The organism is Shewanella sp. KT0246, assembly GCF_019654955.1.
In the GTDB taxonomy this organism is placed as follows: domain Bacteria; phylum Pseudomonadota; class Gammaproteobacteria; order Enterobacterales; family Shewanellaceae; genus Shewanella; species Shewanella goraebulensis.
The window spans coordinates 106433-131337 of record NZ_BPEV01000009.1 but is presented as its reverse complement, the minus strand read 5'-3'; the positions used below and the strand labels follow the sequence as shown (position 1 = coordinate 131337).

At 39.7% G+C, this 24905-nt stretch carries 18 protein-coding genes; 11 read left to right on the top strand and 7 right to left on the bottom strand.

Annotated elements, in window-relative coordinates:
- Window positions 1–318 precede the first annotated feature (318 nt).
- The 4 genes from K5Q58_RS06410 to K5Q58_RS06395 all read left to right on the top strand — a co-directional run bounded on the left by K5Q58_RS06410 (window position 319) and on the right by K5Q58_RS06395 (window position 10267).
- A complete protein-coding gene (locus K5Q58_RS06410; RefSeq protein WP_220753125.1) occupies window positions 319–3288 on the top strand; it encodes a TonB-dependent receptor in 2970 nt (989 codons plus the stop codon).
- Window positions 3289–3396: 108 nt separating this feature from the next.
- Window positions 3397–7737, top strand: a complete 4341-nt coding sequence (locus K5Q58_RS06405) for an alpha-1,6-glucosidase domain-containing protein (protein ID WP_220753124.1) — start codon at window positions 3397–3399, stop codon at window positions 7735–7737.
- Between the two features lie 263 nt (window positions 7738–8000).
- Window positions 8001–8897, top strand: coding sequence for a DMT family transporter (locus K5Q58_RS06400; protein WP_220753123.1), 897 nt, complete (start codon window positions 8001–8003; stop codon window positions 8895–8897).
- 128 nt (window positions 8898–9025) lie between these two features.
- Window positions 9026–10267 (top strand): YdiY family protein, encoded by a 1242-nt coding sequence (locus tag K5Q58_RS06395; protein ID WP_220753122.1) that lies wholly within the window; start codon window positions 9026–9028, stop codon window positions 10265–10267.
- 22 nt (window positions 10268–10289) lie between these two features.
- Here the strand turns inward: K5Q58_RS06395 and K5Q58_RS06390 are convergent, their stop codons facing one another.
- From K5Q58_RS06390 to K5Q58_RS06375, 4 genes are all read right to left on the bottom strand, one after another.
- Window positions 10290–10880: a phosphatase PAP2 family protein gene (locus K5Q58_RS06390; protein WP_220753121.1), complete on the bottom strand. Its 591-nt coding sequence runs from the start codon at window positions 10878–10880 to the stop codon at window positions 10290–10292.
- A 223-nt stretch (window positions 10881–11103) separates the two neighbouring features.
- The gene (locus K5Q58_RS06385) at window positions 11104–12597 is read right to left on the bottom strand and encodes a Gfo/Idh/MocA family protein (protein WP_220753120.1); all 1494 of its coding nucleotides are present in this window, start codon (window positions 12595–12597) and stop codon (window positions 11104–11106) included.
- A gap of 127 nt (window positions 12598–12724) precedes the next feature.
- Window positions 12725–13819 carry a ketopantoate reductase family protein gene (locus tag K5Q58_RS06380; protein ID WP_220753119.1) on the bottom strand — a complete coding sequence of 365 codons (1095 nt, stop codon included), beginning with the start codon at window positions 13817–13819 and terminating at the stop codon, window positions 12725–12727.
- Window positions 13819–14196, bottom strand: a complete 378-nt coding sequence (locus tag K5Q58_RS06375) for a VanZ family protein (RefSeq protein WP_220753118.1) — start codon at window positions 14194–14196, stop codon at window positions 13819–13821. The genes K5Q58_RS06380 and K5Q58_RS06375 overlap by 1 nt, the downstream gene beginning before the upstream one ends.
- Before the next feature lie 169 nt (window positions 14197–14365).
- Here K5Q58_RS06375 and K5Q58_RS06370 point away from each other — a divergent pair, with 169 nt between their 5' ends.
- On the top strand, window positions 14366–14851 hold the full coding sequence (locus tag K5Q58_RS06370) for a YajQ family cyclic di-GMP-binding protein (protein WP_220753117.1): 486 nt from the start codon (window positions 14366–14368) through the stop codon (window positions 14849–14851).
- A gap of 42 nt (window positions 14852–14893) precedes the next feature.
- Here the strand turns inward: K5Q58_RS06370 and K5Q58_RS06365 are convergent, their stop codons facing one another.
- Window positions 14894–15127, bottom strand: a complete 234-nt coding sequence (locus K5Q58_RS06365; protein WP_220753116.1) for a hypothetical protein — start codon at window positions 15125–15127, stop codon at window positions 14894–14896.
- A 339-nt stretch (window positions 15128–15466) separates the two neighbouring features.
- Here K5Q58_RS06365 and parM point away from each other — a divergent pair, with 339 nt between their 5' ends.
- The 3 genes from parM to hpf all read left to right on the top strand — a co-directional run bounded on the left by parM (window position 15467) and on the right by hpf (window position 18527).
- Window positions 15467–16501 carry a plasmid segregation protein ParM domain-containing protein gene (gene parM, locus K5Q58_RS06360; protein WP_220753115.1) on the top strand — a complete coding sequence of 345 codons (1035 nt, stop codon included), beginning with the start codon at window positions 15467–15469 and terminating at the stop codon, window positions 16499–16501.
- A gap of 12 nt (window positions 16502–16513) precedes the next feature.
- Window positions 16514–17404 carry a hypothetical protein gene (locus K5Q58_RS06355; protein WP_220753114.1) on the top strand — a complete coding sequence of 297 codons (891 nt, stop codon included), beginning with the start codon at window positions 16514–16516 and terminating at the stop codon, window positions 17402–17404.
- A gap of 766 nt (window positions 17405–18170) precedes the next feature.
- A complete protein-coding gene (hpf, locus tag K5Q58_RS06350) occupies window positions 18171–18527 on the top strand; it encodes a ribosome hibernation-promoting factor, HPF/YfiA family (RefSeq protein ID WP_153913346.1) in 357 nt (118 codons plus the stop codon).
- A gap of 73 nt (window positions 18528–18600) precedes the next feature.
- Here the strand turns inward: hpf and K5Q58_RS06345 are convergent, their stop codons facing one another.
- The gene (locus K5Q58_RS06345) at window positions 18601–19323 is read right to left on the bottom strand and encodes a YebC/PmpR family DNA-binding transcriptional regulator (RefSeq protein ID WP_220753113.1); all 723 of its coding nucleotides are present in this window, start codon (window positions 19321–19323) and stop codon (window positions 18601–18603) included.
- Window positions 19324–19585: 262 nt separating this feature from the next.
- On the opposite strand from K5Q58_RS06345, the gene K5Q58_RS06340 reads away from it, so the two are divergent.
- Both K5Q58_RS06340 and K5Q58_RS06335 read left to right on the top strand, forming a co-directional pair.
- Window positions 19586–19843 (top strand): TIGR02922 family protein, encoded by a 258-nt coding sequence (locus K5Q58_RS06340; protein WP_220753112.1) that lies wholly within the window; start codon window positions 19586–19588, stop codon window positions 19841–19843.
- 279 nt (window positions 19844–20122) lie between these two features.
- Window positions 20123–21172 carry an alkene reductase gene (locus tag K5Q58_RS06335; protein WP_220753134.1) on the top strand — a complete coding sequence of 350 codons (1050 nt, stop codon included), beginning with the start codon at window positions 20123–20125 and terminating at the stop codon, window positions 21170–21172.
- 174 nt (window positions 21173–21346) lie between these two features.
- Here K5Q58_RS06335 and K5Q58_RS06330 read toward each other — a convergent pair whose 3' ends face one another.
- Complete coding sequence (locus K5Q58_RS06330) at window positions 21347–24082, bottom strand: EAL domain-containing protein (RefSeq protein ID WP_220753111.1); 2736 nt, start codon at window positions 24080–24082, stop codon at window positions 21347–21349.
- 378 nt (window positions 24083–24460) lie between these two features.
- Between K5Q58_RS06330 and K5Q58_RS06325 the strand changes: the two genes are divergently transcribed.
- The gene (locus tag K5Q58_RS06325) at window positions 24461–24802 is read left to right on the top strand and encodes a zinc ribbon domain-containing protein YjdM (protein WP_220753110.1); all 342 of its coding nucleotides are present in this window, start codon (window positions 24461–24463) and stop codon (window positions 24800–24802) included.
- The last annotated feature ends 103 nt before the right edge of the window (window positions 24803–24905 follow it).

The following is a 24905-nucleotide window of genomic DNA, read 5'->3' as shown; positions in this document are numbered from 1 at the left end:
GACATTTTTAGCTGAACAAGCATTTTACCTAAGTGACTGCTGAAATCTACTAAAGCTTAGATATTTAACGACTAGCCTAGATGTAAAAATACCTTTGCATTTTTATTTGAGCATTTTTTATGCGCTATTTCATTCGCTTAGGTGTAATTTGATAACGCAGGTTGTTAATCAAATGTTATGAATACGTATGCAATAAATTGAGGCTAATACTTATCCATGACTAGTATAGAAAAATAATAATGCCTGATATTCCATTAGTCTGAGTCGTATAACTGAATGTTGGGTGACTATAAAGTCAGTAAGGTGAGGGGAAACTCAATGTTCAATTGTAAACCTAGTGTTTTATCGCTAGCGCTAGCGGCAGCAGGAGTCAGTTTTATCTTAACTCCTAATCACGCATTTGCGGCTGAAGAAGTTAAAACGCAAACCATTCAGCCATCAACAGCAGATGTAGAAGTTGATGCAACTGAAACCACTGCGCCAACCAATGTGTTAGCTGAAAACGAACAAGAAGCAGATGACGACACTGGTATTGAGCGTATCAATGTCACCGGTTATAGCCGTAGCTTGATTGATTCACTGAATTCAAAACGTTATGGGGATACCGTTTCAGAACAACTTTCAGCTGATGATTTAGGAGCGCTGCCTGATGTTTCTATGGCGGATGCACTAACTCGCCTTCCTGGTATTTCAGCTGTACGTACAGGTGGTCAAGCCGCTGAAATTAATATTCGTGGTATGTCAGGTGGGTTTGTTTTTTCAACCTTAAACGGGCGTGAACAAGTATCCACTAGTGGTTCACGCAGTATTGAGTTTGATCAATACCCTTCAGAATTAATCAGTTCGGCAGCCGTTTATAAATCACCGAAAGCCTCACTTATTGAAGGTGGTGTCGCAGGTACTGTTGAGCTCACGACTGTCAGCCCATTAAGCAAAGAAAAACAGCACAACTTTACCGCCAATGTCCGTGGTATGTATAACGATCGCGCCGATGAAGTTTATGGTGCTGAAGAGTTTGGTCACCGTTTAAGTTTTTCTTATCAAGGTAAGTTTTTAGAAGATACCTTAGGTGTTGCAGTTGGGTATGCTCGCCTTGAGCAACCAAGCGTGGCAACGCAATTTATTGGCCTTGCTTACAATGACTCTAAAGATGTTGATGGTATTGATGGCGACACCAATGGCCCAGAAGATAACCCAGCGAATGAGTACATCAGCGAAGGTTTTGAGGTTCAACATTTAGGTGGTGTTGAAACGCGTAACGGTTATATGGCTGCCGTTGAATGGGCACCTGTCGATAACTTTGTTTTAAAAGCCGATGCCTTTATGTCACGCTTTGATAGTGAATCATTTGCTCGTGGATTTAGAACAAAATTTGGTGGCTCAAGTGCTAGCGTATCAAACCCAACTTATGACGGTAACTCTGTCATCGGTGGCACATTTAACCGAACCTCGAAAAGCTATACCCGTGTAGAAATTGTCAACGATGATAACCAAGACTTTGATGAAGTTGATAGTTTTGGTATTAACGGTGATTGGCAGGTAACCGACCGTTTAAATGTGAATGTTGATGTGTCTTTATCTGCGGCTAAAAGTGATTTCAGAAATGGACTGTTGTGGTCAAATGTTGCCGTTGATGCTAATGCCGATAGCCCTATTTTTGATGAAAATGTATCGGTAAGCTACTTATTAAATGGTTTAGACTTACCTGATGTCGGCTTTAATCAAGCTGATGCATTTTCTGATATTGATCGAGTGATGGTCAGTAAATACGGTATTTACCCATTTGAAAATGAAGATGAAGTTAAAGCTTATCGCGTTGATTTTACCTATGAGTTAGATAATGACTTTATCTCGAGTGTTGAGTTTGGAGCACGTTATTCTGATAGAACTTATTCAAATGACCGCTCGGTATTTGAATACGGTAACGATGGCGCATTTTCTAAATCAGAGCCACCTTTAAAACTCACAGACGACATGGCTACAGTGGTTGATTGGGAAGGCGACTTCTCGTACTTTCCATCTTATCTTGCGATTGATTTAGATAAAGCACTCAATGCATGGTTCCCTGATGGCACACCAGATCCAGTGCAAACTTGGGGTAATGCTGGTGGCGTAATTGACCCGAAAGGCTACACCACTAACTATTCGTGGTCGGTGCTACAAAGTGGCGATGTTTATGAAGAGGTGCTTTCTGGTTATGTGATGGCAAACATCGATACCGAAATTGGTGGCTTACCGATTACAGGTAACTTTGGTGTTCGAGTCGTCAATACCGATCAATCAGCAACGATGCTGCAAAATGTTGAAGGTGACCCAGAATTAGGCGCACAAAACATTACCGATGAAATTGGCATTATTAACCAAAACTATGCCCAAACAATTCAGGGTGTGGATTACACCGATTACCTGCCATCAATTAACTTAAATTTCAAAGTATCAGATGACTCGCAAGTTCGTTTTGCAGCAGCGAAGGTCATGTCTCGTCCTCCGATTAACCGTCTTGCGGGTGATATTAGTGCATCCGTTTCTGATGATGGTGAAATAAATGGTTCGAGCACCAATAACCCATTTTTAATGCCGTTTTATGCTAATCAATACGACATATCTTATGAATATTACTTTGATGAAGGTGCGCTAGTTGCAGCCCTTTTCTACAAAGATATTGATTCATTTATTGATACTGTCGCCATTGAAAACTTCGATTTTAAAGGCAACGGTTTTAACGTCCCTGACTACATTATTGACGAAGACAGCGGTGAGCAAATTGAAACCACTAATGGCACTTACACTACAGCAGTAAACAATGCCGAAGGCGGTTATATTCGTGGTCTTGAATTAGCTTACACCCAAGTGTTTGCCTCATTACCTGCTGGCTGGTCTGGTCTTGGTTTTAACGCCAGCTACTCTTACACCGAGTCTGAAGTACAGTCGATTACCAATCTTGGTGGCGATACAACAACTCAAGATTTACCTGGGCTTTCTAACAATGTGGTTAGTGCCACGCTGTTTTATTCCTACGAAGGTTTTGAAACTCGTTTAAGTGGCCGTTTCCGTGACGATTTCGTGTCTGAGCAAGTGGCAATTAACGAGCAGGTAGTGAACTTTGATGGTGAGACGGTACTTGATTACCAAGCATCATACCAAGTGACTGATGGTTTAGGGGTGTTGTTCCAAGTGAATAATTTAACTGATGAGCCCACTAAGAGTTACTTTGGCACCGAAAACAAAACCGGCACGATCCAATATTTTGGCCGTGAATACTATTTGGGGTTCACTTATGCCATGTAAACACAATTATAAAAACAACTTAACGTTAATTCGAGTGATGGGTCATCAAATTAAAAACAACAAACTGATGACGCAATTAATTCAACATTCTATGGGGAGAAGTCACTCATGATGAGTATTTCTAGAGTCATAAAGTTATCAGCTGTAGCAGCAAGCTTAGCTACGCTCGCTGGTTGTGGTGGTGGGGATTCATCTGAGCCAGGTGAAGTACTATTAACATGTAACGTGCCGAATATACCAAATGCTGCAGGTACTGAGTGTGTCCCGCCGCCGCCGTTAAGTTGCCCTGCACCTAAATTTCCAGATGCTAAAAATGAAAGTTGTATTGTGGGTTACAACCCTGAGCTTCCTGAACCAGTGGTTTATGCTGGCGAAAACCAAGCAGTATTGTATTACAACCGCATTAAAGATAAGAACAATAGCGACTCAAATACCAATTACCCAGGTTATAAGTTACATACTTGGAATAACGATACTTGTGATAGTTATGCCGCGCCATTTGATTCAACCGATTGGGCGAATGGTCATTCGTTTGATGGTATTGATCCTAACTATGGAGCGTATTGGATTATTAACCTCAAAGAAGGTTATGGCGAATGTGCCAACTTTATTATTCACATTGGTACAGAAGGTTCTGGTAAAGCTTTAGGTGATGGTGATTTAGTCATGAACCTTAAAGTGCTAGCTGAAGAAGGTGAGGCTGAGGCCAACTTTAACCGCACTAACTTTACCATTCATGGTGAAAGTGATGTTTATGATTATCCAATTTTAGACGTTGGCTTTTCTATTGCAGGAGCGAGTGCGCATTGGCTAGATCAAAACACTTTTGTGTGGAATGAAGACCCAGATGGAATTGCAAAATTTGTCATTCATCATTCTGATTCAGCAGGTATTGCTGCAGACAATGATGGCAATATTACTGGTACACAAGTTGAAGTGATGTCCAGTGAACTTACTGATGAACAAAAAGCATTAGTACCACATTTAGCAGATTGGCCAGCCTATGAAGCGGACTTCAGTGCTGAAGAAGCTAAAATGATTGCTAAAAATCAATTAGTGATGGCAGCGTATGATGGCGATAACAAGCCTGTAGCAGCGAGCCATGTACAGGTGGCTAAAGTGCTTGATGCACTATATACCTCAGGCGAAAGCGATGCTGATGAAGCTGATTTAGGTATCATTTATGATGGCAGTAATATCATGGCCAAAGTGTGGGCTCCTACTGCGCAAACGGTTAATTTAAAAGTTTATGATGCTGCTAAAAATCTAACCAATACCGAAGCTATGACGTTAGATGCTGAGACCGGTATATGGTCATTTAGCGGTGATATGAGCTTAGATAGAATGTATTATCGTTATGAGTTAATGGTATTTCATCCAGTCACCAAAACGATTGAAACGTTAGAGTCTACAGATCCATATTCGCTCAATGTCTCTACAAATGGCCGCTACAGTCAGTTTATTAACTTAAGTGATGATGACTTAAAGCCTGATGGTTGGGATGACCACGAAGTGATGACGGTTGCCAACCCAGAAGATATTGTGATTTACGAAGGGCATGTTCGTGACTTTAGTGCACGTGATGAGAGTACTTCAGAAGCCAATCGCGGTAAATATTTAGCCTTTACTGAAGATGGCAGTGTTCCTTTAGAGCATCTACGTAAGCTTGCAGAAAGTGGCGTGACTCATTTTCACTTATTGCCATTAACTGATATAGCCACCATTAATGAAGATCCAGCTGAACGCGTTGATATCACAGATACCTTAGGCACCTTGTGTGACAAGATTGAAGACAACGCAGACGCGTGTGTGACTCAAGATAAGTCAGCGACGATTCAATCTATTCTTGAAGGGACATTGCCGGGCTCAAAAGATGCGCAAGCACTCGTTAATGCTATGCGCGGTTATGACAGCTTTAACTGGGGTTATGATCCTCAGCACTTTATTGCACCTGAAGGCAGTTATGCCAGTGATGCCGATGGTATTGCCCGCGTTAAAGAGTTACGTGAAATGAACCAAGCACTGCATGGTTTAGGCCTGCGCGTAGTGCTAGATGTGGTGTATAACCATACCAGTTCATCTGGGCTTTGGGATAACTCGGTACTCGATAAAGTGGTACCAGGCTATTACCATCGCTATAACGAAATTACCGGCAATATTGAGTCATCAACTTGTTGTGATAATACGGCGACTGAACACCGTATGATGGACAAATTTGTTACTGACTCTATGGTTATTTTAGCTGAGCAATATGGTTTTGATGGTTTCCGTTTTGATGTCATGGGCCATATGCCTAAGAGCAGTATTTTAGCCGCTCGTGAAGCAGTTCAAGCTGTTGATGCTGATAACTACTTTTACGGTGAAGGCTGGAACTTTGGTGAAGTTGCTGACAATCGCTTATTTGAGCAAGCTGTTCAAGCCAATATGGCAGGCAGTGAAGTCGGTACATACAATGACCGTATTCGTGAAGCCGTTCGAGGCGGAGCTTTATTTGCTTTAGAACAGAAAGATGACTACCTGCGCGATCAAGATACCTTACGTTTATCAATGGCGGGTAACTTACAAAATTACGTACTTAAAGACTTTAACGGCAATACCGCAACGGGGAGCAGCTTTAGCTGGAACTCACAACCTACTGCGTATGCGTTAGACCCTGCTGATAGTATTAACTACGTATCAAAGCATGATAACGAAACCTTATGGGATATTCTGCAGTACTCAAACGACATTGGTTTATCGTTGGATAGCCGTGTACGAGTGCAAAATATCGCCGCAACAATTCCATTAATGAGCCAAGGTATTCCATTTTTACAAATGGGTGGCGACATGTTGCGCTCTAAATCATTAGACCGTAACACCTATGACTCAGGAGATTGGTTTAATTGGGTCGACTTTACTAAGGGAAGTAACAACTGGAATGTTGGCCTTCCGTTAGAGCAAGACAACGCAGAAAAAATGGATCAAATTATTGAGCTTGCTGGTAACCCTAATTCAGCGCCATCTATGTCTGAAATAGAGTTTGCTTCAAACGTCTTTAATGAGTTCTTGTCCATCCGTAAAACAAGCCCATTACTGCGCTTAACAACAGAACAAGACATTCTTGACCGTGTTGGTTTCCATAATATTGGTACAAACCAAACCCAAGGCGTGATTGTCATGAGTGTTGATGATGGTGCTGGGTTGGTGGATATCGACCCAACAGTTGATGCCATGGTGGTAATGATTAACGGCAGTGAAAATGAGCAATCTCATACTGTGTCTACAGCTGCAGGTTTCAGTTTACATCCAACACTGTCAATGTCTGTTGATTCAACAGTACAAAACGCTAACTTTAGTGAAGGCGAGGGTGAAGGTACCTTTACTGTGCCTGCATACACCACCGCAGTTTTTGTTAAAAACCAAGGTGATGCACAAGGTACTGGTTTAAGTGCAGACGCGACTGCGGGGGTGCCAGATGTTGTACCTTACGGTAGCACAGAGGTGTTTGTTCGTGGCGGCATGAACGGTTGGGGCGAAGTTGATAGCTTTACCTATATTGGAAATGGCGAATATCGCGTCGCGATTACTCTAGCAGCTGGTGGTTATGACTTTAAGATTGCCTCTGCTGATTGGAGCACCGTTGATTTTGGTGGTGTATCGGATGCTGAAGCCGGTGTAGATGAAGATGTGGCCGAGCAACTTGCAGCAAGTGGCGCTAACTTAAGCTTTACAGCCGCAATTGATGCAACTTACGTATTTTCACTCAATGCAGCAGATAAAGATAACCCAGTGCTAACGGTATATAACGAAGAGCCATTTGTTGGCACCAGTGTGTATGTTCGTGGTGGCATGAATGGTTGGGGCGAAACCAATGAGCTGGTATACATGGGTGGTAGTATTTATCAAGCTGAAATCCTAGTCTCAGCTGCAAATCATGAGTTCAAAGTGGCTTCTAGTGACTGGTCTACGGTTGATTACGGAAGTTTAGATGATAATGGCGCAGTGACTTTGGGAACTGCAAAAGCGTTAGCCGTTTCAGGCACCAATATGAGCCTTAACTTTGAAACGGAAGAAATGTACACCTTCACGTTTGATATGAGTAATCGCTCAGAGCCTGTGTTAACCGTCAACAAAACCGATATGTTTGCTGGTAACACTGTGTATATTCGTGGCGGTATGAATGGCTGGGGTGAAGTTGATGCTCTGAGTTATCAAGGCTCGTCAGTTTACAGTGTGGATATCGCGCTTGAGGCGGGTAATGCCGAGTTCAAGATTGCTACTGGCGATTGGTCAACTGTCGACTTAGGTGCGATTGCAGGTGAAGAAGCGGTCATTGAAGGTGACATGAAAACCTTAGCTTCAAAAGGCGCTAACATGTTGTTTGACGTGGCAACTGCGGGAACTTATCGCTTTACTGTGACAGGCCCTAGCACTAGCTCACCCGTTTTGACTGTGACTGCGGTTAACTAAAACAGATGAGTCATACAGTGATAATGTCTGTTTATTAGAGCTTTAATTTGAGACTAAGTTACGTGTGATTAGTACTTTATTGCAAAAGCCAGTTGGGTTCCCAGCTGGTTTTTTTATTTAAGCGGAGCTGGTGGCTTCTAAACGCTGAACCTCGCAATATTTTTCATAACCAACAAACATAAATAGCTCAAACTTTCCCCGTATCATATGGCTCAATGTGATAGGTTATAGGCCTCAAATCTCAGAATTATTGGGCATCATTAATGTGGATAGCACTTACGATACTTGCCGCTTTTATGCAGTCTTGGCGAAATGCATTTCAAAGCGAGCTAAGCCAGCAAGTTAAAGTCAGTGGTGTCACACTCGCACGCTTTATTTGGGCTGGCCCTATTGCTGCGATCTATTTATTTAGCCTCTATCAAATCCAACCTAGCGAACTCCCAAAGTTTAGTTATCAGTTTTATGGCTTTGTGATTGGCGCATCATTAATGCAAATACTGGCAACAGGATTGATGGTTAAATTGTTTCAATTAAAAAACTTCGCGGTAGGGGCTGGGCTTGCTAAAAGCGAAGCGCTAGTCGCTGCTATTTTGGGGGTGTTGTTTTTTGGCACTAGCTTGAGTTTACTGGGTTGGATTGGGGTGATTATTGGCGCAGTAGCAGTGATGTTACTGAGCACTCAGCGCGGCGTTAAACGGTTATCACTCAATACCATACTATTAGGCTTAGGCAGTGGTGTCGCGTTTGCTTTTACTTCTCTTTGGGTCAGAGAAGCAAGTTTATTGTTGATTGCAGATACAGGCGTAGTTGATGCTATCCCTTTTACCCATAGAGCGGCTTGGGTGTTGCTATCAGTGATAGGTCTACAAACGCTGATATTAGTGACATATTTAAGCATAAAAGACCGCATCACCTTATTGGCATTATGGCAGAGGCCTCGACTGACATTACTCATAAGTATTTGTAGTTGTATCGCATCAATTGGTTGGTTTAGTGCCATGTCGTTACAAGCGGTTCCATACGTCAAAACTTTAGGCCAGATTGAAGTGTTTTTTACCATGTTGATCAGTGTTTTTTGGCTTAAACAAAAAATAAAAATGAATGAAGTATTCGGTTTAGTATTAATTGCTGTCGCGGCCATTCTAGTTATGTGGACATAGAGAATGTCTCAAATAATTGGCATTAAAATCAATAAGGGGGTAATGGCTAATAGTGATTTCAATTTGTTGTTTTTTCATACTATACTGGCGAAGGTAGAACCAAGACATCATTATTCAGGGAGAGTTTTATGGATCTGGTTGCTCATCGTTTCGCGCGCAAAAAAACGTCGCCAATAGTCACGTCGCCAATAGTCACTAAGTGGAGCACCGCGTTGAGTTGTGCAAGTTTGTCATTATTACTTAGCTCAAATGTGCTCGCAGCGACAATTTCAGAAGAAGAAATCCTTGAAGACACAGGAACCCCCACAGCTCAAACTTCAATTGTTTCAAAGGCGGCTCTTGATGAGTCTGCAATCGTTAAAACGTCCTTCACTCCTGAACAGCTAAGCCTACCTCAAGATAGCAAATACGATTGGCTGCAATTCACTTCGTTAGAGCTGTTAAAAGGCGAAATCAAAAACTTATATGACGATAAATTAGAATTCGAAAGTGATGAACTGGATACAATTTTTATTGATTGGGAAGATGTAAAAGTACTGCAAAGTGCTGGTGTTGTGAGTATTGGTTTTTTAGATTTATCTACTCACAGTGGTCAGTTGCTGGTTAAAGACGGCATTATGTATATCGATGGGCAGCAGTATGATCGCAGCCAAATATTAACGATTATTGCCGGTGAGCAAAAAGAGTCGAATTACTGGTCGAGTAAAATTTCCTTAGGGGCAAACTTTCGCTCAGGTAATACTGATCAAATCGATTACAGTGCTATAGCGAAAACGGTTCGCCGTACCACCGAATCTCGTTTCAATTTTGATTATATTGGAAATTATTCAAAATCTGACGATGAAGAGAAGATTAACAACAATCGTATCAATACCAATTTTGATTGGTTCTTATCTAAGCAATTCTATTTAAGACCAATATTCGCTGAAATCTATACTGACAAGTTTTTGAACATCGAATATAAACTCACCTTAGGTTCGGGTTTAGGTTATAACATTATTGATAATGCTAAAACTGAATGGAGTATTTCAGGCGGCCCAGCGTATACCTACACAAAGTTTAATAATGTTGAGGATGGCGTTGATACAGACAGCAGCTCAGCAACAGTGGTAGTTGAAACTGTTTATGATACTGAAATAACCAGTGATATTGATTTTGTTACTTCATATCGAGTCCAGTACGGTAATGACGATTCAGGTGGTTACACACACCATGCTTTAGCGACGCTAGAGATTGAACTGACAGATATGTTCGATTTAGATTTATCGTTTGTTTGGGACCATACTGGCAGCCCACAACCTGATTCAGACGGGAACACACCTAAGGAAAATGATTACCAATTTATTGTCGGTTTTGGTATCGATATTTAAACGCATCATTGAATGAGAAGGCTCAATTTTGAGCCTTTTTTTGTGCCAGGAAATAGTGAACATAGCCATTAATTGTGAGCTGGCAGACCAATGTTCCAATGGCTGCCCCAGCCAGTAAATCGCCTAAAAAGTGATAATTTTGCCCGAGTTGACCGATGATGACAGCAGCCATGCAAAATATCCACAACAACCTAAATTGAGGTGTGAAATACCAAAACAAACTGGCAAAAGCGAAAGTAAGTAATGCGTGCCCTGATGGAAAAGAGTGAAAGCTATTGGAAAGTGAAAAGGGGTGAAAGCTTTCCACGCCATGGCTAATCCATGAAAGGTTATCGTTAGTCCAAGTCTCAGGCCAAGTGCGACCGAATAATACTTTGGCGCCAACTCGAATGATGCTAGCGAAAATGGCCAGCAAAATAATGATCTGCCGAATATGAAATAGCCTAGTCTGATAGCGCTTGCTGAAACTCATAAGCACAATCGTTGCCGCAATTATTTCGAGCATCAGAGGTATTTTAGAAAAGCCTTCAAACATCAAATTTGATCGACTTTGTTGATGCATAAATTCGGCAATGCTTCGATCAAAATAGACAATGCTTAATACTGTAAGCAATGAAGCCCCTATATAACAGCCTAGAGTTTTTTTATTAAATAGCATTATTATGAAGGGTAAGCTAGAAGGAAATTTACTATTCATTGAGTTATAAAGATTAAAGTAGGTTGTGTAATGAGAGTATTAGCTTATGGCACTCTCTATAAAAGTTTAAAGCCCTAAGAGGGCTTTAAACATGGCTTAATACATATTATAAAATTTCATAGAGTCGATTTTTACAACTTTAAACATCTTCAGGTGCTGGTAATTCAAAGCCTTTTCTATGATAGCCATCTAAAAGTTTTGAAGCCGAAGAGTTCTCAAGTATTGGGTTTATATCATTTTCAGATAGGTATAAAGTTTGCCCCTTAACTATTTCTTGCTTCACTTGGTTTTCAATTAAGTTTTCCATAAGGGCATCGAGCCTTTGACTTACGAATTGTGGGGCATTAATATTTACTAACTCTTCTTTTACAGATGCAAAATCGGTCATCTCTCCTATCCGGTACGAAATGTTACCGAGGTGGCATAAGTCGCCAGATAATAACCCTTGCTCTAGAGGGCCACGAGCGACTTTTTGATCTTTTGCCCTTACAGCTTCTAAAAAGTTATAATAATGGTTAAGTTGTTTTCCTTCAAAACGTTCAACTTCTTTATAGTTATCATCACAGATTGCTGCGTAGCCAGATTTATAAACGATCTTTCCTTTGGTTCCGTAAAAAATTACAGCATTCTCCATTCCCTTAAAAGCTTTGGGAGCTAAACCTAAAATGTCTTGTAGAACCCAAGTCTTTCCAAATTTATGCACCGTTAACATATTATTTGGAGTTTCTCCAGCATCTGATGGTCCGTAACGTCCACCGCAACTGAAAACAAGATCACCATAGCCTTTGAGATCAAGCGCTATTCTTGCAGCATCAATCCTGTGAATGCCATTATTTCCTAGTGCCCCATTGCCAAATTGCCATAGCCAATGCCAATGATAGTGGAATTTACTTCTGGTTACTTCATCTTTTTGGGCTGGACCACACCAGATATCATAATCTACAGTCGAAGGTATTTTACTTACATTAACTACAGGAGTAGGTGGGCGATCTTTATGGACTATACAGTGGACGACTTCAATATCTCCTAACTTACCTTCTCGCATATATTGTCCTGCAGCAGCGAGGGAAGTATTAGAACGAAGCTGTGTACCTGTTTGTACAATTTTTTCGTATTTTTTGGCAGCAGCTAAGATGGCATGTTTTTCTGAATAAGTGTGAGTTACAGGTTTTTCAACATAAACATGCTTACCAGCTTGAAGAGCTAAAATTGTTGCTTTCGCGTGCCAATGGTGCGGGGTTGCAATACTTACACAGTCGACCGTGTCATCTTTTAGCATTTCCCTGAAATCTTGAACGAATTTTGGACGGTATCCGGTGAGTTCAAATATTTTCTCTACCGCAGCTTTTCCTTGTTTACTATCAACATCACAAATGTAGGAAATATAGCATCCTTTTAATTTTGTAAAGGCTGCAATATGTTTCTGCCCATGGCCTCGAGTTCCTAAAACTGCAATTGATAAACCACTAGCTTTTTTCGGGGGGCTCAGCTTTTTAGATGATTCACTACTCCTAGGTAAGTTTTTTTCTAGCCGATTAATCGTATTGGTAAGACTTTCGGTCGCACTGGTTAACTCTTCAATTTTTTTAGTGAGTTTTTCAATGTCATTCCCGATGAAAAATTTTTTGAACATTTAGATTTCCTTTCTTATATAAAATATAGGAGAAACTACTTTCGTTTATTCTATAATCGTTCAGTGTTACATTCTATAAAGTTTTAAATTTCATACAATTGATTAGTTTTTAAGAGTATATTAGTTGTCATTCAATGGTAATTTTGTTTGAAGAATGCTTACCTTTATAAGTTGTTAATGAGGATATTTTTTCAAACATATGCTGATTTACAGGAACGTTTATATTATGACGTTTTGCCTGCATTGTAACAAAGCCATTAATTTGCTTAATTTCAGTGGTGCGTTGATGTTTTACATCTTGGTACATGGAAGAAAAGTTATTGGCTGTGAGCTGAATAACGTTATAAATGGTACTGAGAGACTCTGTTAGCGAAAGCTGAACTCCTGCAGCCTTTGCTACTTCAATGCACTCAGTGGCAATAGCATTGATTCGATCTTGGTATTGCGCTTGTGCGAGTTGACCGTTGTTACACTGCTCGATTGCAGTGAGTGGGTTGATGGCGCAATTGACTATGAGCTTTTGCCATAAACCGAGCAAGATATTTGAGTGAGTCTCACTATTTGGAATTGTACTTAATAGTATTGATTCCAATTGCTGTGATATTGCCGCTCCGCGGATTTTGCCAATAACAGTTTTACCTGTGCCAGTTTGACGAACGTGCAGTTGCCCTACCTTTAATGCGGCTTGAGAAGTCGTTCCAAGATATAAACAGATATCGTCACGTTGATGGGTTTCAATAAGCTTAATGACCTGGAGGTGTGGTCCCAATCCATTGTGTAGCAATAACAAGGTAACTTTACTGGGTAGTTTATCAATGAGCGCTGCAACAGCATCATTCACCTGATAAGACTTTACGCACATAATAACCAACTCAATATTCGATAACTGTTCAGATGTGACAGCACTGAGATTATTAACCAAGCAAGGCTGAACTATGGTGTCATTTATTAATGAGTCATCAGAAAACGTTTCAACAGTCAGCGATTGAGTTTGAATGTCAGTTGTCGATAAACAGAAATTTCGACCGAGTAAAAGAGGTTTAGTAGGTTTTGATGGCGTGTTGTTAAGGGAAGTAGCGTGAGTCAGCTGATGATAAATCAGCATGCCAATAGCACCAGCACCGACGATGACAATATTGGGTGCACTTTGGTTAGATGCGCTTTTGTTAAGAGAGCTTTGGTTAGAAGCCTTTTGAGCAGGAGGAACCAGTTTTGAACTCATCAGTTACTCGCTTTTGATGACGATTTAGGGAATAACTTAGCCGCTTGATACTTTCTAAATATAAACAAGAACATATAAAATAAAGCAATGCCAAATACATCTGCGACGACATCAGCCAAAGAAGCACTGCGATAAGGGATTTGAGATTGAATTACCTCAATCAATATTGCGTAAAAAGTCAGTACCGAGCACATCCAATACCATTTAGGTTTAAAAGCGAAGTAGGCTAAAAAAGCTAACCCGAAAAAACTCAGAATATGGCCTACTTTGTCCATGTTATTAAAAGTAATGGGATAGTTCGGTTTTGAGAAAACAAGATAACTGACAACAAGAATAGCTAAAGCAAATGCAGCAGTGAAAAATAATTTTAATTTCATGTTGTCGTTTACTTAACCTGATGCAATATCGTCTGAGTGAAACAATGATAAAAAAAGCCGCGGGTAAAGTCATTAAATTCCAGTTAATTAATGTTTTCTATTTTATGGAGGGTTTGCGCTTCCTGTTAAAATGGTATTATTAGCACAATGATTAAATGGGAGAATAACTATGCCATCAATGGACATCGTTTCAGAAGTCGATGAAGTTGAATTACGTAATGCTGTTGAGAATTCACGCCGAGAACTTGCAGGTCGTTTCGACTTTCGTGGTAAAGAAGCTGAGATTGAACATAAAGATCATACAGTGACCTTAAAAGCTGAGGATGATTTTCAATGTCGTCAGTTAGTGGATATCTTACGCATTCAGTTAAGTAAACGTAATGTTGAACCATCAGCAATGGATGTTGACGAAAAGTCAGTGCATAGTGGTAAAACCTTCAGTTTGAAAGTGAACTTCAAACAAGGTATCGATACCCTGATTGCTAAAAAGTTGGTTAAACAGATTAAAGACAGCAAGTTAAAAGTGCAGTCATCTATTCAAGGCGACTCTGTGCGGGTTACCGGTAAGAAGCGTGATGATTTACAAGCAGTCATGCGCTTGGCAAAAGAGTCTGAATTGGGCCAGCCTTTTCAGTTTAATAACTTTAGAGATTGATGTATCGAAGGGCTGCCAATCGGGCAGCCTTTAGCTTGTAGCTTAATCTTTCAGTTTATTAATTTCTTCATTTAATTCATAACCTTTATCAGTCACAATTTTTTCCAAAATCACTAAACGATGTTTCATACTTTTGACTTCATCTACCAATTTCATCTTATCACTGCTATCTATTTTGGCTTCAAGTTGTTTCATCCGTAAACGATATTTGAAAAAGTCTGCCCCAAAGATGGCGAAAAAAACTATAGCGACGATGACAATATTACTGATATCCATATTTATCCCTTATGATTTCCAATAGAACTGCAATATAAGCAAAAATATAGCCAATAATGCAAGGTTATGATTAATATTGCTTTATGTTTTCTGTGGCATGTATATGTATAGTTAGAAATTATAGTTAATATTCATTGTGCTCACTCATTAGTGATTTTAGCCATTATCTTTAACAACCTTAATTGCCATCTTTGTATCAGATTCACCATTTTCTAAATTTAATAATCGGTCAGCTATTCGAGTTTCACTAAAATTTAATTGGCTTTTCATTTCAGTTGTTACCACTTACTGTCGCCTTGATGCTGCATACTTTTAAATTGCGACGTTAAGATCTGAGATATGACTACTGCAAAAATGAAATTCGCCATCGATGATGGTTCTACCAATGTTAAAATTAGCTGGATAAAAGACGAAAAGGTGCATTGTGTCACTTCGCCAAATTCTTTTCGTAAAGATTGGAAGAGTGCAGCATTACTCAATGGAAAGAAGATTTTTAACTACCAAATTGGCTCAACAAAATACACTTTTGATGCCACATCTGACAGAGCCTTATCCACTACTCACGTCGCATATCAGTATGATGATTTAAATCTACTTTCAGTGCATCACGCGCTATTACAAACAGGCATCAAACCTTGCCCCGTTAGTATTTTAGTAACCTTACCCATTACTGAATATTACAACGCAGACGATTGCCAAAAGAACGAAGCTAACATTGAGCGTAAGAAGGCTAACTTATTGCGTGAAATCTCGCTCAACAAAGGCGACTTATTTGACATTGTAGATGTAGAAGTCTTGCCAGAAAGTCTACCAGCAGTATTAACCACATTAGTGGATTCGGGCATTAATGCCTTTACTAAATCATTAGTTATTGATGTTGGTGGAACGACTCTCGATATGGGGGTGATTGTTGGTGAGTTCGATGATGTATCAAGCGTATACGGTAATGCAACGATAGGTGTGTCTATGGTAACTGATACGGCCAGAAAAGCCTTAGCGGCAGCTGACAGCGATGCAAGTTACCTTGTGGCGAACGAATTGATTAAGAATCGTCATAACCGTGAGTTTGCGTGTGAAGTGATTAACGACTTAACCAAAGTGGATTGGGTACTTGAGCGTATCGAGCATAAAATCGAAGAGCTAGGCAATGCCATTGCCTATGAAGCGAAAACCTTTATGCGTAACCCTAATCGTGTTTATTTAGTTGGCGGTGGAGCAACACTAATCGAAGCTGCTGTGCATGAAGCATACCCAAGCCTTGGCGAAAAAATAGTGTTGCTTGCAAAACCTCAAGAAGCTTTATCGCGTGAGATTTGTTGTTATCACGCTGCTGAAAGTGATGACGTAAATACTGATGACTCTGCAGCTGCTTAATAGGTAAAGTGTATGCGTATCCAATGTACTTTTAATTTAGCGCCAGAACTTCATGAACAGCATGGTTACGCCATAGAGAATCTGCGTGCTTGGCAAGTCAGTGAGAAAGAACGCAGCGATGAAAAAGATATCGCCCAGCAAAGGCGCAGCATTTTTCATCGTGACATTTATTTGTCTGGTTTGTATTTGCATCAGTTGTCGCCAGAGTTACCAAAACTTGTCAGTGAGCAATATCGCCCAAATGGTGTTAATGCAAAGCGAATTACTCAGCAAATATCATCGTTCGATGATGAGTTAACTTGCGGAACTCAAATGTCTATTGTTGAGGCTCCTGCTATAGCGGTACTTGATGATAGCCAATGGCTGAAGTTTGAAAAAATGCTCGCAAAGCAGCAACAAACTAGGCAGCAAGAGCAAGCTGATATAGATGCAAAAGCAAAGATTGAAACTGAAGCGAAGCATGGGCATTTAATCGAGCAGTTAAGTGAGCTTCTTACTAGTCAGTTTTCAGCCCAGTTGTGTCAATTTCAGGCTCAAAATGAGCAACTTCTGGCAGAGCTAAAAGTACAATCAGCTGCTCATTCACTTATCACAGACTCATCTGTTGCTAGCTCTCCTGATATTAGCTCTTTCGAATCGAATTTAGCGGCAATTGAAACAAGACTAGATGATCACAATGTTGAATTACTTAACGCCATTAGTGCTAACCAACAAAGCTTATTGTCGGCATTTAATAGCGTTAAAAAGCAAATGAACAGTTTATCTGATCAAATGAGTCAAAACTTGGCTAATGGTTATCAGGCCTTGTCAGGTGAAGAGCCGGGGGCAGACCAATCACAAGTAAAACAACTTAATACCCAACTTCAACGTGCCAGTAAAATTAAAGCTAAAGGGCTTTGGTAGTTTGAATCAGTAATCACATCCAGCAACCCAGACTATTAACTAGATGCGGTAATTTGAACGGATAGTTAACGTGAGTATTCGCAAAAGCCCAAGTTAAACTTGGGCTTTTTTGGCTTTAAAGAGATAAAAGCCGTTAACTTTTGATTAAAAATGGGTATTGATGACCTAGCAGAGAGAGCTGCTTTGATTGATATTTGTACAGCTTTGTTGCTCTGATGATTGCTTTTATTATTTTTTAACCTCAGCCAGAGTTAAGATATGAGCGAAAAAATTTAAATAGCTAATATTCAAACGCCTACATTAAAAAAGAGCTTTGCACTGATAACAAGGCTAATTTACGCGTCAATAGCGGCTCTATTGCAAGTAATCTCAACACTGTTAACGGTGAAAATAGCAGTCTGATATGCATTTATTATCCCGAATTGAGATTATTTAATAGGACAACGAATAAAACAGAGAATCAACAGGATGAAAAACAAACGAAATATGGGCTTAATTGTTTGAAAAATGACAATAAATACAATTTCACCGTAAAGACGACAAAAGTTGCAGATTTTGTTGGAGTTTTATGTCTATACTAAAGCTGTAAAGCACGTAAATGACATACGTATGAAAAGCAGATAGTTTGTTTGTAAAGTTAACAATAATTTATACAACTACCCTTGTGATCTAGAACAAACGCCCCAAAATCTACTTATGTAAGAATAAATATCTGCTAGAAAGTGAAGTATATAGCAAGGCTATATTATTAAAGGATAAGTTATCTATGAAAATAAATCTTTCAGGTCACCATGTTGATGTTACAGATACTGTAAAAGAAGACGTTAGCGCAAAGTTCACTAAAATTGCCAGCCATTTCCCTACGTTAATATCGCTCGATATTATCATCTCAAAAGAACACGGCGAATTTGAAGTTGAAATCACGACAAATTATGAAGGAAGTCGTATAGCCGCAAAAGCCTCAGACCCTGTTATGTATCCAGCACTTTCAAGTGCAGGCAAAAAACTCGATGCAGCACTAAAGCATCGTAAAGGACAACTTAAAGCTGATTTGCACAATAAGCCAAAAGTAACAACGCCTGAAATCGCTCATGAAAAAGTTCAAGAAATGGATTTAAAGTAAGCGAGTTACGTTAATTAACGTATAAAAAAACGCAGTCAATTGACTGCGTTTTTTATTGCCGTAAATAAACGAATTAATCGTTGATTTCAGCATTGTGATAAACGTTTTGTACATCGTCACAATCTTCTAGAGCATTAATGAACTTGTCGAAGGTTTCAACATCTTCACCTGTCACTTCAGTCATTGCTTGTGGCACAAAGGTGATGTGCTCAACTTCAAAGTTGATATCAGCATTATCGTCAGTTAATGCGACACGGACCTTGTTAAATTCTGTAATTGGTGCGAATACGCTGATCATACCGTCTTCTAGTTCTACGTCAGTAACATCAACATCAGCCATCATCAATAATTCTAAAATGGCTTCATCGTCTTCACCAGCAAATACAAATACTGCTTGATGATCAAAGCTATGCGCAACAGTCCCCGGACCGCCTAATTTAGCGTCGTTTTTAACGAATGCTTGACGCACTTCAGTAAAGGTACGTTTAACGTTGTCAGTTAAGCAATCAACGATGACAGAACAGCCACCAGGACCAAAACCTTCATAACGAGCAGTGTCGTAATCTTCGCCACCACCACCTCTGGCTTTTTCAATGGCACGTTCAATAACGTGAGTCGGTACTTGGTCTTTTTTGGCGCGGGTAATTAAGCTACGAAGCGCTAAGTTACCATCAGGATCAACACCACCATTTTTGGCACAAACGTATATTTCTTTACCGTAGCGCGAGTAAATACGCGTCTTTTGGCCGGCAGTTTTTGCCATAGATTCTTTGCGGTTTTGGTATGCTCTTCCCATCTTGATCTCGTTTTTAATGTCGAAAATTGCCGCTGATTCTAACAAAAATAATCGCAGCTGTTTAGTCTATATAGGCACTGCAGTTGATGCAGATCAGCCGATAGAGGATTAGTGAGTTTAATTTACCATAGATGCTGTTAAATTTGTGTAAGATATTGATTGCCAGAATGAGGTATAAGTTTCAATATTCGTCTAGACTGATACGAGAGTTATAAAAACCATATCGTAAGCATGTAGTTAGCATCGGTAAGAGAGTGAAAATATGACAAAAGAGAGTCAAGAACCCGCCAGCACCAATGAAGATAATAAAGCGACGGTAACAGTATTATTTTATGAAGCGCCAGTAGGCCTGTTAATGAAAAATATAGTACTAACAGGTTTAGATGTGAGCGAGACGGGAAGGGTAATGCTTCCCAATGAGTTTAGGGTGGGGAAATCAATCATTGCTGTACTTGATGGTGAATGTAAAATTCTTAACTCATTAGGTGAGCGTGTGTATGCTCAAAAAAATTTAGTCTAATGTAGCACTATTTTTTATTTACAACGTACCTAATGACTAAGTTAATACTGCCTAGTAACTATCTATACAGTAACTATCTTTACAGTAACTACCTATACAGTAAATAACTGCTGAGTAAAAATAAGGCGACTACTTGTGAGTCGCTTTTTTGTTCTTTATTGAATATGGATTATTCGACCCCATCTATTACATTAACAATGACAAACTTAAGCTAAATTATACGGTCAGCTTAAGTTTTTAAATAACAGCGAATCGCTATTTCAAGGAAGTACTATGCCAATGCCTGCCACGTTATTTACCCCTTATAAACTTAATGACACACTTACTCTAAATAATAAAATCTTAATGGCGCCACTCACACGTTGTATGGCTGACGATGATTTAGTCCCCACTCAAACGATGGCTGACTACTATGCTCGCCGCGCAGATGCTGGTTTAATCATTAGTGAAGCCACCATTATTCGTCCTGACGGCCAAGGTTACGTCAATACACCGGGTCTTTATACTCAAGCGCAAATAGACGGCTGGAAACTAGTGACTCAAGCTGTACACGAAAAAGGCGGGAAGATTTTTGCCCAGCTATGGCATACGGGCCGCGTTGCTCACCCGTTCTTTTTCGGTGAAGAAAACGGTGAAGTGTTATCAGCATCAAATATAGGAATTGAAGGCACTATTCCACGTAATAGAGATTTGACATATCAGCAACCTAAAGCAGCGACAATTGAAGATATCGCTTCGCTAGTAGCTGACTATGCCTCTGCAGCTGACAATGCAATAGAAGCGGGTTTTGATGGAGTTGAAATCCATGGTGCAAATGGCTACCTAATCGATCAGTTCTTACATTATTCATGTAATAACCGCAGCGATGAGTACGGCGAAACCCCAGAAAATATGACACGTTTTGCTGTTGAAGTTATCGATGCGATTATCGAGAAAATTGGTAGTGATAGAACAGCGATTCGTTTATCTCCGGGCGCCTATTTTAATATGAAACCAGACAACCGTGACCGCGCAGTATTTGATAGCTTATTAAAGCAACTAGAACCGCGCAATTTAGCATTTATTCACTTAGGGATATTTGATGATGCTATGGAATTTGATTATTTAGGTGGCCAAGCCTCAAGTTATTTACGTCAGCAATATAATCAAACGATTGTTGGTGTGGGAAGTTACACCGCCCAAACGGGTAGCGATGCAATTGATAATAATCAATTTGATTTATTGGCTATTGGACGCGCTTTTATTGCTAATCCAGATTACGTCGCTAAAGTTCGTGATGGGCGTGAATTAACTGCTTATGATGACGCTATGCTCGCTGAGTTAGTTTAATCATTTCTAGTTTTAAGCTACTGAGTCTAAAGTTGCTTAGTTGCTTATTCAAAAACTAATTTACGAATTGCTTAAAAATAAAGGCCACGAAATATCGTGGCCTTTATTATGTGTAAATGTATGGGGGATGTAAAACAAGAGGGGTATAGCTACAAGTACATAAACATCGAACGTCTAAGATGTCTCTGTCTCTTGAGACGCCAATGCCGCTTCTATAGAAGGTGCAGGCTTACCTAGTAAAAAGCCTTGGGCATAATCAATCTTATATTGTTTTACTTGCTCAAGAACTTGCTCTGAATCTACAAATTCCGCAACGGTTTCAATACCCATTTTTTTAGCAAAATCTGTCACAGTCGCAACTAAATACTGAGCTTTTTCATCTTTATCTAAATAGCGAATAAGTGAGCCATCTATTTTAATAATATCGATGTCTAATCTCATTAAATGCACAAAATTAGAGTAACCTGCGCCAAAGTCATCGATGGCAATTTTACAGCCATAGGGTTTTACCTTGCTGATAAAATCGTGGACTAAATCGTAATTGGTGATTTCTTCACTTTCTAGCAGTTCAAAGGTCAATCTTGTGGCTGTTTCAGGGTAGCTTTTTAGCAGCGTAACTAATGTTGCTATCCGTTCTGGATCAGCAATATCTTCAAGAGATATATTGACTGAAAACTCATAAGGTGTTGAGTTAAATAATGAAAATGACTTCTCGAGCATTACTTTCATCATCCTAGGGTAAAGACGCGAACGCACTGCTGTCTGCATAAACTGAGCTGGTGTCAGCACTTTGCCATTAGCTAAGCAAATACGCATTAAACATTCGAATTTGGGGTTGGCACTTATTACATGGTTTTCACTTTTAGGGGTGTCATTTTTTGAAAGTGGTTTGATTAGCTGCACATAAGGGGTTACTAGGTTATTTTGTACTGCTGAAACCAATAAACGACTTTGATGCATATTAGCTTCAAAAGCCTGAGGGTTAGACATGTCAGCTGTAAATAAACGGTAGTGTTGGTAATGTCGCCTTGCAATACGTCTGGCTAAGTCAGCATGTTGGTGTAACTGAGAATACAGCTCGTTGATACAATGGGCACCTCCAGCGCTTAAGGTAATGTAGAGTTCGTTTTCATCAATCACAATCGCTTGATGGGTAACATGCTCGATTAACTGCTCGGCTAAGTCTTGTAGCTGTTGATCATTAAACTTGCTGACAACCAAAACCACAAATTCATCAGCCCCAGTTTTATATAAACTGTGTGGAACTGCATTCATTTCGAGACTACTAGCCACCTTTTGAATAATAGCATCACCGGTTGTTACACCATAAAAATCATTAATTTCGTCAAAATCAGTAATGCTGAAAACTAACAATGAGCTGGCTTGATACTGCTTGAGATCTGCATAGAGTTTTTTCCGGTTAGGTAAGCCGGTGAGATTATTGAAATAAGCCTCATTAAAGAGGTTACTGTTTTGCTGCTCAATTTTATGAAAACTATCTGCCAACGACTGTCGCATGATTTCAAAATTATCACCAAGCTGTTGGATTTCATCTTGGCTATTGAGGTTGAGCTTCTGGGTTAGGTCGCCTTTGACTATTTTTTGAGTCCAATTGGTTAAGGTAAGAATATCCGCAGTAACGATCTTCCCAACACTCATCAATAACCAACTGGCTAAACTAAGCACGCCAGACAGTAACAATAGCTGAAATAATAAGGTGTTTAGAAGCTCTGCACCGTAAAGCTTAACTTGCATAGAACCACCGTAAAACCCTTGCAGCTGACCACGGGACATAATCGGTTGCATCACTTGGCTAAAACCCAATACCCATTCACTTTGGCGTGTCTTATTAGTTTCAACATGGCGTATTCCTGCAGGACGTTTGGCGGTGACTAACTGTCCGTTAAGGGCGTTTTCTTTTGCTTCGGGAATGAGGTTGGCCCACATGCCTTTGATGAAGTAATCATGAGTGTTATTAAATCCAAGCTTTTGTGCTCGGTGTAACTGAATTGATTGATTTTGCTGGCGGTGATGCAGTGAAATTAACTCGCCATTTTTATCTAATACGGCAAAGTCAGATAAAGTAATTTGAAATAGGCTGGTTTGCTTTTTATCAATTCGAGTCGTTGCTTGTGCAAAAAATTGATCAATAGCATTGTCTATTTGCTGCTTTTGGTTATTTAAGTCATTAAAATCAATATGGTTACTGGCTAATACCAAGTGCATATTATGTAATGTATCACTGATGCTGAGTTTAATGAGCTGTCTGTTTTGATGTAATTGGTAGCTGAAGAAGATGATTTGGATACAGATTAAAATCAGCACATTCGACAGCATCAATTTGCGGTAAAGAGGCATCTTTAAATGCAGTAACCAGTACAACAATGGCTCTAACAAGCAATACAATAAAAATGCGCCTATAACTGCCAGCGTTAACAGTCGACTAATCACAGCAATCTTTGGCCAGTCAGCTATTTCAATAAGAGAGTTTTTATCCCCCCAAGGGTTCACGGCTGTATTAGGGTTATTGGGGTCTAAAATCCAAATCGCATCAGTATGTCCTTCTATCTCTAACACCAATTTATATTCAATATCTCCAGGGTGTAATGGGAGTTGATAGTGCCACTGGTTTTTACCAGAAGGCTGCATCCGATAAAAGGGATCGTCACTGTGCCAGTCAGAAAAACTGCCACTCACAAAAACGTTTGCAACATGACTTGTTGGTGTTAAACCATATTCTTGATTGAGCTTGTCTGAAAGGGGAAGCGATAAATTGATCTCGTAAGGCGTTAGTGCGCTTGTTGCAAGGTAGGACACAAGCCAAGTTTGAAGCGGCCATAAACACAATAAGGCTAACAGGATACCCAGCCTTAATTTCCATTTATGTAAATAATGAGCTACTAAACTCAATGAAAGACCTTACTCATAGTCGAATTAACCCGAATACAATAAAAGTTGAGCTTGTATTCGCCCGCGAAGTTGATGTAATTATTAACAATTATGTATCAATATGAGCTGAATTTTAGGCAAGGTCAACAGGGCTATGGAGAAAATTTATCATCTCATTAATAAAAAGGGAGCGAGCTTATTGAGCGCTAGAAAGGATATTGAGTAAGCGCTTAATATGGCTTTAAGTCATATGCAATCACTGAACTGTGATGCGAGCAGCATTCAGTTGCTAGCCGATATTTAAGATGTTACGTATAATGTAAACCATCTATTTCTGTTAATTGGCAATGTTATTGTACAAAATCAGCAGAAAGTCTTTCAAATTAAAGAGAAAATATCATGAGCGCTATCCCACCATGTCCTAAATGTGAATCTGCCTACGTATACGAAGATGGTTCACAACTTATTTGCCCTGAATGTGCTCATGAATGGAACCCAAACGAAGAAATCGTTGATCCAGATGCCATTATCTTAAAAGATGCAGTAGGCAACTTACTGGCTGAAGAAGACAAAGTAACCCTAATCAAAGACCTTAAAGTAAAAGGTTCTTCATTAGTGCTTAAAGTGGGCACTAAAGCAGTCATCAAACGTTTTGTAGATGCTGACCACGACATCGATTGTAAAGTTGATGGTCACGGCCAAATGATGTTGAAATCAAAATTTGTAAGAAAGCAGAACTAAATCGATTTCATCTTATATAAAACCTGCCTAGTGCAGGTTTTTTTATACGAAAAACATGGACGCGGGTTCAAGTTCCGCCGCCCCTGTAAAGTTAGACTGCTAA